Annotated in this window: 12 protein-coding genes; 11 read left to right on the top strand and 1 reads right to left on the bottom strand. The window is 41.5% G+C overall.

All coding sequences use genetic code 11. The features are described 5' to 3' along the window. Positions 1-262 precede the first annotated feature (262 nt). The 9 genes from HXT40_RS00235 to HXT40_RS00195 all read left to right on the top strand — a co-directional run bounded on the left by HXT40_RS00235 (position 263) and on the right by HXT40_RS00195 (position 8,842). On the top strand, positions 263-424 hold the full coding sequence (locus tag HXT40_RS00235; protein WP_004136515.1) for a hypothetical protein: 162 nt from the start codon (positions 263-265) through the stop codon (positions 422-424). Positions 425-450: 26 nt separating this feature from the next. Beyond that, positions 451-1,218, top strand: coding sequence for an ABC transporter ATP-binding protein (locus HXT40_RS00230; protein WP_004136514.1), 768 nt, complete (start codon positions 451-453; stop codon positions 1,216-1,218). A 71-nt stretch (positions 1,219-1,289) separates the two neighbouring features. Next, positions 1,290-2,846: a hypothetical protein gene (locus tag HXT40_RS00225; protein ID WP_329503344.1), complete on the top strand. Its 1,557-nt coding sequence runs from the start codon at positions 1,290-1,292 to the stop codon at positions 2,844-2,846. Then, positions 2,836-3,567 carry a hypothetical protein gene (locus tag HXT40_RS00220; protein WP_004136512.1) on the top strand — a complete coding sequence of 244 codons (732 nt, stop codon included), beginning with the start codon at positions 2,836-2,838 and terminating at the stop codon, positions 3,565-3,567. Before HXT40_RS00225 ends, HXT40_RS00220 begins: the two co-directional genes overlap by 11 nt. A 54-nt stretch (positions 3,568-3,621) precedes the next feature. Then, a complete protein-coding gene (gene rmuC / locus HXT40_RS00215) occupies positions 3,622-4,962 on the top strand; it encodes a DNA recombination protein RmuC (protein ID WP_004105862.1) in 1,341 nt (446 codons plus the stop codon). A 57-nt stretch (positions 4,963-5,019) separates the two neighbouring features. Then, complete coding sequence (locus tag HXT40_RS00210; RefSeq protein ID WP_416090900.1) at positions 5,020-5,868, top strand: hypothetical protein; 849 nt, start codon at positions 5,020-5,022, stop codon at positions 5,866-5,868. A 57-nt stretch (positions 5,869-5,925) separates the two neighbouring features. Then, the gene (locus tag HXT40_RS00205; RefSeq protein ID WP_076002563.1) at positions 5,926-6,732 is read left to right on the top strand and encodes a TrmH family RNA methyltransferase; all 807 of its coding nucleotides are present in this window, start codon (positions 5,926-5,928) and stop codon (positions 6,730-6,732) included. Between the two features lie 146 nt (positions 6,733-6,878). Then, positions 6,879-7,871 (top strand): ATP-binding cassette domain-containing protein, encoded by a 993-nt coding sequence (locus HXT40_RS00200; protein WP_116439814.1) that lies wholly within the window; start codon positions 6,879-6,881, stop codon positions 7,869-7,871. Then, positions 7,868-8,842 (top strand): ABC transporter permease subunit, encoded by a 975-nt coding sequence (locus HXT40_RS00195; protein WP_103013765.1) that lies wholly within the window; start codon positions 7,868-7,870, stop codon positions 8,840-8,842. Before HXT40_RS00200 ends, HXT40_RS00195 begins: the two co-directional genes overlap by 4 nt. Before the next feature lie 857 nt (positions 8,843-9,699). Here HXT40_RS00195 and vly read toward each other — a convergent pair. After that, entirely contained in the window at positions 9,700-11,250 is a 1,551-nt protein-coding gene (vly, locus tag HXT40_RS00190; protein WP_004110067.1) for a cholesterol-dependent cytolysin vaginolysin, read from the bottom strand. 497 nt (positions 11,251-11,747) lie between these two features. Here vly and gatC point away from each other — a divergent pair, with 497 nt between their 5' ends. Both gatC and gatA read left to right on the top strand, forming a co-directional pair. After that, the gene (gatC, locus tag HXT40_RS00185; protein ID WP_004105888.1) at positions 11,748-12,044 is read left to right on the top strand and encodes an Asp-tRNA(Asn)/Glu-tRNA(Gln) amidotransferase subunit GatC; all 297 of its coding nucleotides are present in this window, start codon (positions 11,748-11,750) and stop codon (positions 12,042-12,044) included. A gap of 4 nt (positions 12,045-12,048) precedes the next feature. Then, positions 12,049-13,590 carry an Asp-tRNA(Asn)/Glu-tRNA(Gln) amidotransferase subunit GatA gene (gatA, locus tag HXT40_RS00180; protein WP_004110065.1) on the top strand — a complete coding sequence of 514 codons (1,542 nt, stop codon included), beginning with the start codon at positions 12,049-12,051 and terminating at the stop codon, positions 13,588-13,590. Positions 13,591-13,600 lie beyond the last annotated feature (10 nt).

Raw genomic sequence — 13,600 nt, 5'->3', positions numbered from 1 at the left:
TAGTCAAATAAAACAAAGCGTGCTGTTTGTTGGATTATTCCCCAGTAGACAGCACGCTATTTTTTTATCTAAATAAAAAATATTTGTAGAATGAACTTGAAATAAAAAGGTGGAATTCCCCCTTAATTTTTCGAGTTATTGCTGATAATTGGCATTATCGAATATGCGTATCTTTTAAAATTTTAATTGGTTTTTGTAAAAATCTATTTTTTTATATTGAATTATTATAAAATGCGTGTATGTATTCAAGGCTGAATACGTTATGAAGCAGATTGAAAATGGAGATACGAATATGTTCGCAAAGGAAGGATTTGCAATAGTTGCGCGTTCTACTATTGCTTATGCTATGCCAATGTCAGCTTATGCTCAGATGAGTGGTTCTGTAGTTGGAATAGACAGAGAAAATATACGAAGTTGTAGGTAAGTAGTCTAGTTATTAAGTGGTGAGATATGCAAGAATCATATACGTGCTCAGATGTGCAACTTGTTAATGTGAATTTTTCGTATGGGAAAAAACAAATTTTGCATAATCTTTCTATAGATTTATCTTTTGGCATATGTGGTCTTTTGGGGCCAAATGGTGCTGGGAAAACTACTCTGCTTAACGTTATAGCGACGATTTATGCTCCCTCTAGTGGGAAACTTTTTGTTCATGGCTTTGACGTAACTGATCGTGCGGAAAGGGCTAAAGCTCGGTCAAATATTGGTTATTTGCCACAATCATTTGAACTTATGAATGCATCGAGTGTGTTAAAAAATGTTCAATATGCCGCATGGGCGCGAGGTCTATCGTGGAGTGCTGCGTATCAAGCTGCTTGGAATGCTCTCAAACAGGTTGGCTTGGAAAAACAAGCACATCGCATAGTTGCAAAAATATCAGGAGGTCAGCGTCAGCGTGCTGGTATTGCTTGTGTGATTGCTAGTCAGCCTGCAGTACTAATACTTGATGAGCCTACTGTTGGTTTAGATCCTGAGCAGCGTATTGATATTCGTAATTTTCTTAAGTCTTATTCGCAAAAGCATACTGTTATTGTCAGTACACATTTAGTAGAAGATTTAGCAGTAATTGCGGATCGGGTTATAGTTCTTAATGAAGGAATTATATTGCTTGATGGGAAAATGGATAATCTTCTTCAATATGCTAATCGTGAAGATCTTATGGTAACTCCATGGGAATCAGGGTATAGGCATTTGCTATCTAAATTTCATAAAAATTAGTAGTAGCAGTAACTAGATATGTATAGTTTCTTATTTCGTTAATGTGGTAGCAAGTAGGGATGTGATTAAATATGCGTCAATATTCTAACTTTTTAACTGAATTCAGATTTTTTACGAAAAGTCATAAGAAGTGCACAATTATTTCACGTATTATGTACCCATTATCTCTAATAAGCAGTTGTATTTTTAGCTTATTTTTGATTGCATATCCTATTTTTTTGGGTGTGGCAAATTTTTTAGCGCATAATAATAATTATGCGCTTTGGTTAAGAATTGATGTCACGTGGATGCATTGTTTGTCTGATATTGTTGCTTGCATTTTTGGCGCATGGTGTTCATGTAAAGCTTGCTCGCCTAGATGTTTGGTTAATTCTGCGTGGTGTGCAGGAAAATCAGCCAGTCGTTACGCTATTCCTATACTAAAAGGCGCTATACTGTGCAGTTTGTTATATTGCGTAAGTATATTGCCAACAGTAATTCAGAGTGATGTAAATATTACAAATTTTCCGTATTTTCCACTATTATGTGGAGGCGTGACGCCAAGTGCATTTTTTGCAATTGGTTTTGCTTTAGGAGTAATTATTGGCAATCGTTGGGCAATTGTATTCTCAGCTTTATTATCTTTTGCAATAATTTGGTGCTGTATTTATGGTGTCATTATAATGCATAATGGCACCATACCTCAGGGAGATATTTTTCCTAGATATTGGGGTAGTAGTTTATATGCAATACTTCCAGTGTCGGATGCTGGTATTGGTGCTGAGCCTGGTTTGCGTATGAACCCATGGTTGGTGACTTTGCGCATATTCTTTGTGTGTGTTGTTATCGTTTCATGCATTCTTTGTTGCGCGCATATTAGATATTTTTGGCAAAAGGGATCTTATTGGTGCATAAAAGCAATAAGTATTTCTTTAATTATGCCAATAGTATGTGCTTGTTGTATAGCTATGTGGGGTCCAAAACCTTGGATTCGCTCTGGACCTTTTGTGCCTCAGTGTACGACGTTTAAAGATACTGCTTTTTCTGTTTGTGTACATCCTGAAGAAGCTTATATTCGTAAACTTCGTGCTGTTAAACATTTGAAAACTGTTGCTTCTTGGTTTCCTAAGAATCAGAGAGATTCGCAAGGCAAAGGAATTGTGCTTGTGCTTGGAAATGCGTTTACTCCAACAAATACTGAAAAATCTTGGAATCTTACTAATAGTGGTTTAATAAAGTTACGTAATCTTAAAGCTACTGTTATTCAACAACAAACAGATACATTTGTTAGGCGTTCTGAGAAATATGGTGATATGACTGGTATCGCTCAAGAAGTGTTACAAAGATTTGTGCCTGCAAAATGTGCATCAAGTGCTATGAAAGAAGTATATGTAAAAAAGAATCTTGATTCAAACGCTTCTGTTACAGCATTTTTGCTTGCTCAGCTTCCTTCTCGTATAAGTAATGATGTGTATGGGTCATATGGATTTATTACAGGTGAAGCAAACGATAAAGTGGCTATGAGTATTAATAATGCTGATGATGCTAAGCTGAAACAATTTGTAAAAAATCATGTTAAAGAACTTAATCAATGTCTCATAACTCCACAACAAGTCTTATCGGAACTTGGTGATAAGCATGAAAAATAATTTTCGCGCTTGGCTTGAAGGTAGGCATTATATTGTTGCAATCGTTGCAATTTTATTGTCCGTAGTCCTTCCCTCTTTAATGCTTGTTATATTCAGATCATTTGTAACGCAGTTGCCAGTTTATGTTGGTTATATTTGTTTGCCGGATTCTGCTAATGTGCATAATGCGGTAGAAGGTATAACGTTTCAATGTCAATCTGGTAGTAGTGTTGTTAATTTTGTTGTTCCTCTGTATGAAGTTATTGTAGTTGGGTTTATTGCCGCGGCATTCGTTTGTCTTGCTCCGATTATGGTATCGTGGGAACGTTTCGTGATGAAAAGGTTGCGAATATATGCATTGAGTGCTGCTTTATTGTGTTTGTTTGTTTCATTTGGCGCTTCAGTGTTAATTGTTCGTATAATTGATTTGCAGTTATTGAGTACATTGCAGATGATTTTAGGTAATGCTTGGATTGATATTGTGCTCATAATGATTGGATTAGCCTGTTTTGGAAGGTTTTACGGCCTTGCATTTGGTGTCTTTTTAGCGGTGATGAATATTGCCACACAAGGTTTGCAAAGTAAAATTGGATTGATTTTGCGATGGTATCCTTCTGGAACTTTGCCTGTAATTCCTGGACAATCCATATTGTTATACGTCATTGTTGTTCTTACTGTAATTGCAGTTTGCCTATGGAGCGGCACGTGTGGACGTGGATTGCTTTATTTTGAACGTGCTTAAAAGACGTGTTTAATTATATTTCAAAAGTCAACTCAATAGTGTTTAATAGAACGTATGTTCGATAATATTGTGATGTTTGTTTTAATGGTGGTTGCTGTTGTAATAACCGCCATTGTTGTGCTGGCTATTGTTAAGCACAACTCTGGAACGCAAGGCGCTAATGGCGTAAACCAGCGCGAATTTAACGAATTGCGCTCGCAGTATGAACAAGCGCGCGCTCAAGCTCAAGAAAATGGCAATCAGGCTATACGCTATCGCACGCAAGCAGAGCAGCTTGCTGAGCGATTAAAGTTTGTTGAAGCAGAACTTGCTAAGGCGCAGCAGGCAGAGCAATTGCGAGTGAATCGCGAAGAACAATTGCGCGCAGAGCGAGAAGAACGCGAACGGTTAAATCGTGAAAAAACTTTGAAAGAGCAAGGTAAAGTTTTGGAAGCGCTTGCTCCAGTAAAAGACAATCTCGAAGCATTGAAGAATAAAGTTTCGCAGATTGAAGAAGGGCGTAAGCAAGAAATGGGTGTGCTAAGCACTCAGCTTAAAGGCCTAAGTGAGCAGCAAACAAGGCTTGACCGCGAAACAAGTTCGCTTTCTGCAGCATTGCGAAATAATAAGGTTCGCGGAGCTTGGGGCGAGGCTCAACTAAAGAATATTGTTGAATCTGCAGGCTTGCTTGAGCATGTTGATTTTGATACGCAGGTTGTTGTAACTGGAGTAAATGGCGAACAGCAGAGGCCAGATATGGTTGTGCATCTGCCAGGAGGCAAAACAATTCCAGTTGATGCAAAAGTTCCGTATGCGGATTATCAGCGCGCTTGCGAAATCCCAGATAACGCAAGTGACGAAGAATTAGCTAGAAGGAGCGAGCTTCTAAAAGCGCATGCTAAGGCTTTGCGAGAGCATGTTAGAGTATTAGGGGCTAAAGCGTATTGGCAGGCTTTTGAAACAGCACCAGATTTTGTAGTTGCATTTATTCCAAACGAAGCATTGCTTCAGGCGGCTCTTGAAGCGGATCCAACGCTTATGGATGATGCTTTTGCGCAAAAAGTAGCACTCACTTCACCAGTTACTTTGTGGGCCGTGCTTAAGTCTGTTGCGTACGCATGGCAGCAGCAAAGTCTTACAGATGATGCAAAAGAACTTTTCGATTTATCTCGAGAATTATATGATCGCTTTGCGGTTCTTGGGGAAAATGCTTCAAAACTTGGCGTATCTTTGGCAAGAACAGTTGCAGCTTACAATAAGTTTGCTTCTTCGCTTGAGTCGCGAGTGTTGGTAACAGCGCGTAAACTTCAGAAGTTAGATCAAAGTAAAGTTATTGCTTCAATAGATCTTATAGATTCCGATAAAGCTGATGTTAAAGAGCTGAGCGCTCCGGAAGTATCAGTAGAAGATCGTTAAGCATAAAAACATTAAAGCATCAAAAATTGAAGAACTCTAACGCTAAGGAGTGCAAAAATGGCAGAATTACAAGAGGAACGCGCTGAGCTTAAACGCATGCTTTGTGCAGATATGATTGCGAAACCATTTAGTGAACTGTTTTCTGTTACATTTGCTCAGCGTGGCTCTAAGCTGGTTGGAGATGTTCTTTTTGACGCAATTGAGAAAGCTGGGTATTCGTTAGAACGCGATGTTGACGCTGTTGGCGCGTTAACTGCTGCTGCGGTGCCGATGGTTTTTGCGCTTATTCATGCTGCAGAACGTAAAGGAATTGCACTCGACGGCTTTGTTATGGATTTTGTTTTTCCTGCAACAAAAGGCCCGTCAGTTAAAGGCAAGCGAGTGCTGTTGCTTGACTCTTGGCTTTCTGAAAAATCGTATGTTCAAACTTCTTCGCTTGTGACTTTACGACACGGCAATGAATTAAGTCTCGATTTTGGCATTGTTCATCAGCAAGGTGCGCAAATTCTTGCTATAGTTGCATTAATTGGTGGTGTTGACGCCGACGAACAAGGCACAAGGCATCTTCAATTAGTAAATCCAATAAATGAGGAGAGTACTAAAATGGCATTTGTTCAAGCTTTCGATGAAGAAGAATTACGTGCAGATGCAGATCACGACAATTGCTGCAACGATCATTGCTGCGGTGGTCATTGCAAAGTAGAGTGCACGGGTGATTGTGCTCACGATGGTTGCACTGAGCCATGTTGCGAAGACAACTGCTGCGGTGGTCATTGCAAAGTAGAGTGCACGGGCGATTGCGCTCACGATGGTTGCACTGAGCCATGCTGCGAGGACAATTGCTGTGGCGGTCACTGCAAGTCAGGCTGCACAGGTGATTGCGCAACTGACGGCTGCCAAGACTAGTTGCAATTACTAGCTGCCAATACTAAGCAAAAGTATTAAACGGAGCAAAACTCACACATGCACGAACCGAATCCAATTACTTTGGCTGCAAAAGCTTCCGATGAGCCAGAATTCCGACCTATAGGAGTTGGCCCATGGGAAGAAGAACATCCAGGTGAGCCTCGTCCAGATAATCCAGAATCGCCAAATTATGATGCGCGGTTTAGCACTGAATTACTAGACGAAGGCGACCAGCGTAACGTCTTAGATCGCTACAGATACTGGAAAGTAGAAGCCATAAAAGCGGATCTCGATTCTAAAGGCCGTCATGAGTTTGAAGTAGCTGTAGAAAATTGGACTCACGATTTCAACATAGGCTCTATGGTTCGCACTGCGAACGCGTTTACTGCGAAAAAAGTGTATATCGTAGGGCCTCATAAATGGAATCGTAAAGGCTCATTAATGACTGAGCTATACCAATACGTTGAGTGCTGCCCAACTATTGAAACTCTAGTAACTAATTGGCGCGAAAATATGCTTAAAGAAGCAGAAGAAGCGCATCAATTTTTGCTTAAAGCACAAGCAGAAGGCAATAAAGAAGCCGAAAAAATCGCAAATATTAAGGAACAAGACGCTAAAAACGCTCGCGTTATAGCGCTAGATATTATTCCAGGTGCTGTTGCTATGGAAAACTACAAGTTCCCTAAACGTTGTCTTATGCTTTTTGGTGCAGAAGGTCCAGGTCTTTCTAAAAAAGCACTAGAGATGGCGGATGACGTTGTTTATATTTCGCAATTCGGCTCTGTTCGCTCACTAAATGCAGGAGCTGCTGCAGCTGTTTCTATGCACGCGTGGATTGCTCAGCATGCAGTACCAAATTGCTGAATCTTAATAAAATATTAATTAGAATTTCGGTAGCAGAATTTTGTCAGCAGAATCTCATCAGCAATATTAGTTAAAACGTAGCAGCTTGTACTTATAAACGCTTACATTTGATGTTTATTTTTTTTTATTTGTGATACTGTTGATTTATGTTAGAATTTCAACATATTACAAAGCGTTTTGGCGCAAAAACAGTGCTTAACGACGTTTCTTTCGTCGCTGAAGACGGCAAGGTCACAGGCTTTTTAGGTCCTAATGGCGCTGGTAAATCTACCACCATGCGTTGCGCGTTAAATCTTATTCACGCCAATAGTGGCACTTCTCTTATTGACGGAAAACCTTACGCAAAAATCACATCCCCAATGACGGAAGTTGGCGCGGTTCTTGATGCAAAGTCTGCTCACAGAGGTCGAACGGCTTACAATCACCTGTATTCATTGGCTTTAACTCACGGAATATCAAAGAAACGTGTCGATGAAGTCATTGATATTACTGGTTTGACTAGTGTAAAAAATCGCAAGGCAGGTTCATTCTCGCTTGGCATGGGTCAGCGTCTTTCCATTGCTGCGGCTCTTTTAGCAGATCCGCACAATCTCATACTTGACGAACCGGTTAACGGCTTGGATCCGGAAGGTGTTAAGTGGGTTCGCGAATTATGCAAGTATTATGCAAGCGAAGGCCGTGCAATTTTACTTAGTTCCCACTTAATGAGCGAAGTTGCTCTTACTGCAGATAATCTTGTGATTATTGCGCACGGAGAAATTTTGGAGCGCACAACAGTACAAGATTTTGTTAATGCACATTCTCAGCACGCTGTGCGACTTGTAACTCCAGAAGGTGAAAAACTAAAGCAAGTGCTTACACAAAATCATCCCGAATGCAAGATTTTGCCTGATAAGCGCACGCCTCAAGACGCTCAAGAAGGCGAACTTTTTAAGGTAACAGGTTGCGAGCTCAACCAGATTGCGCGCGAAATTGCGGATAATCAGATTTTGGTATATCAGCTGAATCAAGAGCATGCTTCGCTTGAGGAAGCATATTTGGCTCTTACGCACGGTCAAGAGCAGTACGTAACAAAAGCATTGCCAAATACTACTGCTGCGACTGGAACGCAATATGTAGATGGAAGGAGCGCAAAATGAGTGGGCAAATTGAACAAGCTGTTGAATATCCGGCGAGCAATTCTTACAAAACAGGCCGCAGCATGAACGCTCAGCACTTACGCCTTACATTTATGCACACGCTTAAATCTGAAATTGTTAAGCTGCGCGGACTTGCGTCTACGTGGTGGTGCATGGCATTAACAATTGTTTTGCCAGTAATTTTTAGTTTTATTATCGCGCTTGTGCAGAAAGCAATGTCTAAAGTTGACGTTCATAACAATGGTGCAGCTGGTAGCAAATCAAGTGCTGCGATTACCGTTGGGCCGAGCGATAAAAGTGATCTTATTGCATCTCAAGAAGGCATTTTCCGCTTAGTTATTAGCTTTGCTTCTATATCTTTGATTGTTTTGGCGATTTTTGCAGTGCTTGCTGTAACCGCGGAGCATTCTACAACTTCGATTCAGGCTTCTCTTACTGCTGTACCTCGAAGGGGTATGTTCTTTACGGCTAAATTTGTTGCGGTTGCAATCTACGTTTTTGTAGCCCAACTTATTGCAATGACAGTTTCGCTAGCTGCTGCAGAATTAGCTTTTATGGGAGATAACATTTCCGGATTATCGGGAAGCAACGTGTGGAAATTGCCGCTTACTCTGTTCCTTGGCTCTCCTGCAATTATGGTTGTTGTGTCAGCAATGGCGTACGGTTTTGGCATGATTTGCAAGTCAACTGCTGGCGGAATTATGTGCGTTATTGGAGCCGTGGTGATTCTGCAGACCATTGTTAGCATTATTATGCTTGCAAGCAATTTTGCGAAGTGGACTTCAATACTTATTCAGATTTTGCCAGGCAGTGCTGTAAGCCAATTCTTAGAAGCCTCCGCTAATTCTGGGCTGCAACTTCCACCAAACGCATATGTTTTTACATGGTGGCAGTCCGGTTTAGTGGTTCTTGCTTGGGCTGTAATCATGTACGCAATTGGCTACGTTATTGAAAAGCATCGCGATATTTAAACATAGTAAGTATAAATAAAAAATAAGCCCCGTTCGATTGCAATCATTACTGAGCAAACGAGCGGGGTTTATTTGTTGCAACTATTTGCTGATACTAGTTTTAATTCTTTTTGCTAGAAGTAAAGCACCCACTGCAAATAGCACAACGGCTCAAGCAACCATAGCAATAATAGATGGCACTAATTCTGGCACTAAGCTCATTGTGCATTTTCTTGAGAATCCTGATCATCTTGTTTCTTTTTAGCAAATTGAGGATGAGCATACTCTGGTCCAATATATGAAGTATCAGGCAATGGTAGCTCGGTAGTAGGCTTAGTATGTTGTGGTTGCGCATGCCGGTTGATATTTCTTTGATTTTCATATTTTGCATAGAGCTGATTCCGGCAATATCCATAATCTCTGATACGCGACTTTTTGGAATTTTACAATATTTTGCAACGAATGTGAGCTTTTTATAGAACTAGTATTTCTATAATTAGCTTTTAAATCTAATACTTTGCCGACTGTTTTTATTGGGGAATTAAGCTTTTTGTATGGGACGCCGTCGAATAATACTTCACCTTCATTGGCTTTTATGAGTCCCAATGCGCAATATAGCGCAGTTGATTGAACCGTTAGGGCCAACAAATCCCGTAACTTTGCTATCTTCTGCTACAAAAGAAATATTATTGAGTACTTGCTGTTTTTATAGTACTTGGATATATTTTGTATCTCTAACATAACTAAATCCTACTGCGAAAAATGTAATAGAAACCCTATTTGTGTAAAAAATTAAGGACTTTATCTCGTAACTGGCTACAAGATAAAGTCCTTAATTTTTTCAGTTTTATTTATTTATGCTCAATTGCAATATGAGTTCAGTCATTCTTTACAGTTTCAGCAACGCGAGGCCACAAGGTTGTGCCCCAGTTCTTGATTGTGCGCTGACGAACCAACGGCAAATCAGTACGGTTGTACACTGTACGCCATGGTTCCCATACCAAGCCGGTCTTTTCTTCCAACTTAATGCGAAGATTGCGCACATTGCCCTTGAACTGAATCGTTGTGCTGAAGTGAGCGGTACGATACTTGCCGTTTCCTTCCCAAGCGCGAGAACGTACGTATGGAGTTCCGTCGATATCAGTGCCGTACTCATCCCAGTAGACGTAGTAGCGAGCTACATAAGCTCCACGGTGATCCAAGGTCAAATAACCGTCACGGTAAGCAGAAACCTTAGTCTCAACATAATCGCTGTTGCTCTGGAGAGTTGCTACTTCGTTATCTTTTACGAAGGAAGTAGTGTAAGCGATTGGAACAGCTGGGCTAGAGGTGCTCAAATTTGCACCTTCCTGAATCAAAGCCTTCAGCGTATCGATATTGCCGGTAATAACCTTTGCTGCGCCGTTAGCGCTGCCGCCGAGAATCACTGCAGTAACAGAAGTATTCTGGAGAATGCGATGGAATTCGGTGTTTGGCTTAATTTCTACGCCCTTAATTGCCGCTTCTACTGCAGCCTGGAAATCAGTGCTCTTGCTGGTGGTATCGAACTTTACGTACATTGAGCGACCATAAGCTACGTTTGACACGTAAACTGGTGGGCGTTTGCTGTCAACGCCACGGTTCTTCAAGCTTTCTGGCGTAGTGCATGGAGCAAAGAAATCTGCTGGGCTATCTGGAGCGTCGACGCTTACTGTGTAGTAAGTTTGCTTGAAGTTCACAATTTGAGTCTGCTTCTCACCCTTGTGTACTGCATCGAAATCAATCTTCAGCGGTACGCCAATCTTTGCAAAATCAGCACCAAACTTAGCCTTGAGCTGGTTCATGCTCTGTGCGCTTGCGGAATCATACTGCATACGAGCTGCCACATGATGGCTTGCTGCATATTGTGCATTCCACTTAGAAACTAAACCGTTAACTGCTGAAGTAACGGAGCTCTTGGTTGGATGTTGCACAGTTACAGCACTCTCGCCGCCGTGGAAGCCTGGCAAATCAATGCTCAAAGTTAATGGTGCGCGATTTGCTGAAATCAAGCTTGGCATGTTATCCATCAAATTCTGGTCAGCGCGGAATAATGCACCAGGATACACGCGATCATTGTTGGCCGAAGTTACCGACAAGTTTGACGTTGTATTGGTGATGTTCTTCTTCTGATGCTCAACAACAACGAATTCGCCGTTCTTGTTGAAGCTGTCGCTGGAGAATTTATTGTTAATTGTTTCGCCGTGACGTGCGAGAATATTCGTTTTATCGTAATGCAAATCCCACAAGTAGTTGTTCAGCGAGTCCTTGCTGGCTGCGCAAGATGCAGCTGGTGCAGAAGGCTTTGCAGAAGAATCTGCCATTGCTGGAACTGCTAAGCATTGTGGAATAATAGTCGCGCCCGCGAGCAACAACATTGCTGCATTACGGTAGAACTTTGTGCTCTTCATATGTATCCTTCGATTTTTATTAGATTTTATTTCAAATTATTTTTTCAGTGAGATGCTGCAAATACGTGCTTCAGTGCATATATATGCTTCAGTGCATCAGCTTCAGCTTCTCACATCACACGATTATTACACACTTTTTATTTATGCGATAATTGTTTAAAATAATTTTTTAAGTTTCAAACAAAAGTTTAAATAATGCTGAAATACCAACACTTTTTTGTTACGTCAGTTTTGTCGTTTCGGCGTGTTGACAGATAAAATGAACGGATTTTACGTATTTTGATTCGTGATAATTTTGTGAAAATATATGCAAAATATTTGTGCAAGTATTATTTAGTGTTACACATGCGCAATTTTTAATTGCTTCAGTCTTAAAAAATTAATTCGTAGTACTTTCTCAATAAAACAAAATAATTAACAAATAATTCTCATAAAGCTTTTATCCACATTGCTTTTTCTACTAACGAAGGTCACGTATCACACATATAGTTGAGGTTATGCCTACATTCACACGCGAAGAAATTGAGCATTTGGGCGTTTTATCCCAGATTGCTTTAAGCGACGAAGAAATCAGTCGCTTGCAAGGCGAATTGAACGTCATTGCAGAATCTATTAATAAAGTGCAGGAAGTTGCTGGCGAAGATGTGCCACCTACTGCAAATCCAGTGCCTTTGGAAGCTTATTTGCGTCCAGATGAGCCTGCTACACCTTTGACTCAAGAAGAAGCTCTTTCGGATGCTCCTAGAAGTGAGTCTGGCATGTTTGTAGCGCCTCGAATTTTGGGGGAGGAATAAAAACATGACTAATACTCAAGATTTGGTAAAACTTTCTGCTGCCGATATGGCAAAGGCTGTAAAAGCTAAAGAAGTTTCTAGCCGTGAACTTGTTGAAGCTCACTTGGCAGTCATTGAATCTGCAGAGCCAGAAATTAAGGCATTCTTGCATGTTTCTGCAGATATTGCTCTCGAGCAGGCAGATGCTTTTGATGCTAAGAACGCTAATGGTGAGACTGAAGGCTTGCCTGAGCTTGCAGGCGTTCCAATTGCAATTAAAGACATGATTGTCACTAAAGGCATTCCAACCACTGCAGCATCGAAGATCCTCGAAGGCTGGGTTCCACCTTACGATGCTACTGTTATTGAAAAGCTCAAAGCAGCTGGCATGCCAATTCTCGGCAAGACTAATTTGGATGAGTTTGCTCAAGGTTCTTCTACAGAACATTCTGCTTATCAAACTACTTGCAATCCTTGGGATACTGAGCGTGTTCCTGGTGGTTCCGGCGGCGGTTCAGCTGCAGCTGTTGCTGCATTCGAGGCTCCTATTGCTTTGGGTACAGATACAGGTGGCTCTATTCGTCAGCCAGGTGCTTTAACTGGTACAGTCGGCGCAAAGCCAACTTATGGCGGTGTTAGCCGTTTTGGTGCAATCGCTATGGCAAGTTCCTTGGATCAGATTGGACCTGTTTCTCGTACCGTTCTTGATTCTGCGCTTTTGCAGGAAATTATCGGTGGTAACGATAGGCGCGATTCTACTTCTATTCCAGCTCCTGTTCCTCCAATGGCTCAAGCTGCTCGTGAGGGTGCTCGCCGTGATTTGAAGGGCTTGAAGGTTGGTTTAGTTAAAGAGCTTAGTGGCGACGGATTCCAGCCGGGAGTTGAAGCACGCTTTAATGAAGCTGTGCAATTGCTTAAGGATATGGGTGCAGAAGTAACAGAAGTCTCTTGCCCTCATTTCCCTTACTCTTTGGCTGCTTACTACATTATTATGCCTTCAGAAGTTAGCTCTAATTTGGCTCGTTACGACGGCATGCGCTACGGTTTGCGCGTAATGCCGCCAGCAGACAAGCCTCAGACTGCTGCAAATATGATGGCTGCAACTCGTGAAGCTGGTTTCGGTGACGAAGTAAAGCGCCGTATTATTCTCGGTACTTACGCGCTTTCCGCTGGCTATTACGATGCTTGGTATGGTTCTGCACAGAAAGTTCGTACGCTTATTATTCGCGATTTCGAAGAAGCGTTTAAGAAAGTAGATGTTCTTATTTCTCCAACAAGCCCTACAACGGCATTTAAGTTTGGTGAGAAGATGGACGATCCGCTTTCTATGTATATGAACGATATTGCTACGATTCCTGCAAACATGGCTGGAGTTCCTGCTTTGAGTCTCCCAGCTGGCTTAAGCGACGACGGTTTGCCTGTTGGCATTCAGATTATTGCTCCGCAATGCCATGATGAAAAGATGTACAAGCCTGCAGCAGCGTTGGAAGCTGCTCTCGAAGAGCAGTGGGGCGGCTCAATCTGGAAGTCGCTTAAGGCTGGCTGGCTCGATTCATTGGCTAAGTAAAGTTAAGCAA

Source organism: Gardnerella sp. DNF01180P, assembly GCF_049244205.1.
Lineage (GTDB): Bacteria > Actinomycetota > Actinomycetes > Actinomycetales > Bifidobacteriaceae > Bifidobacterium > Bifidobacterium swidsinskii.
Note: the sequence above shows the minus strand (reverse complement) of the source record. Positions and strands in the feature narration are given on the sequence as shown.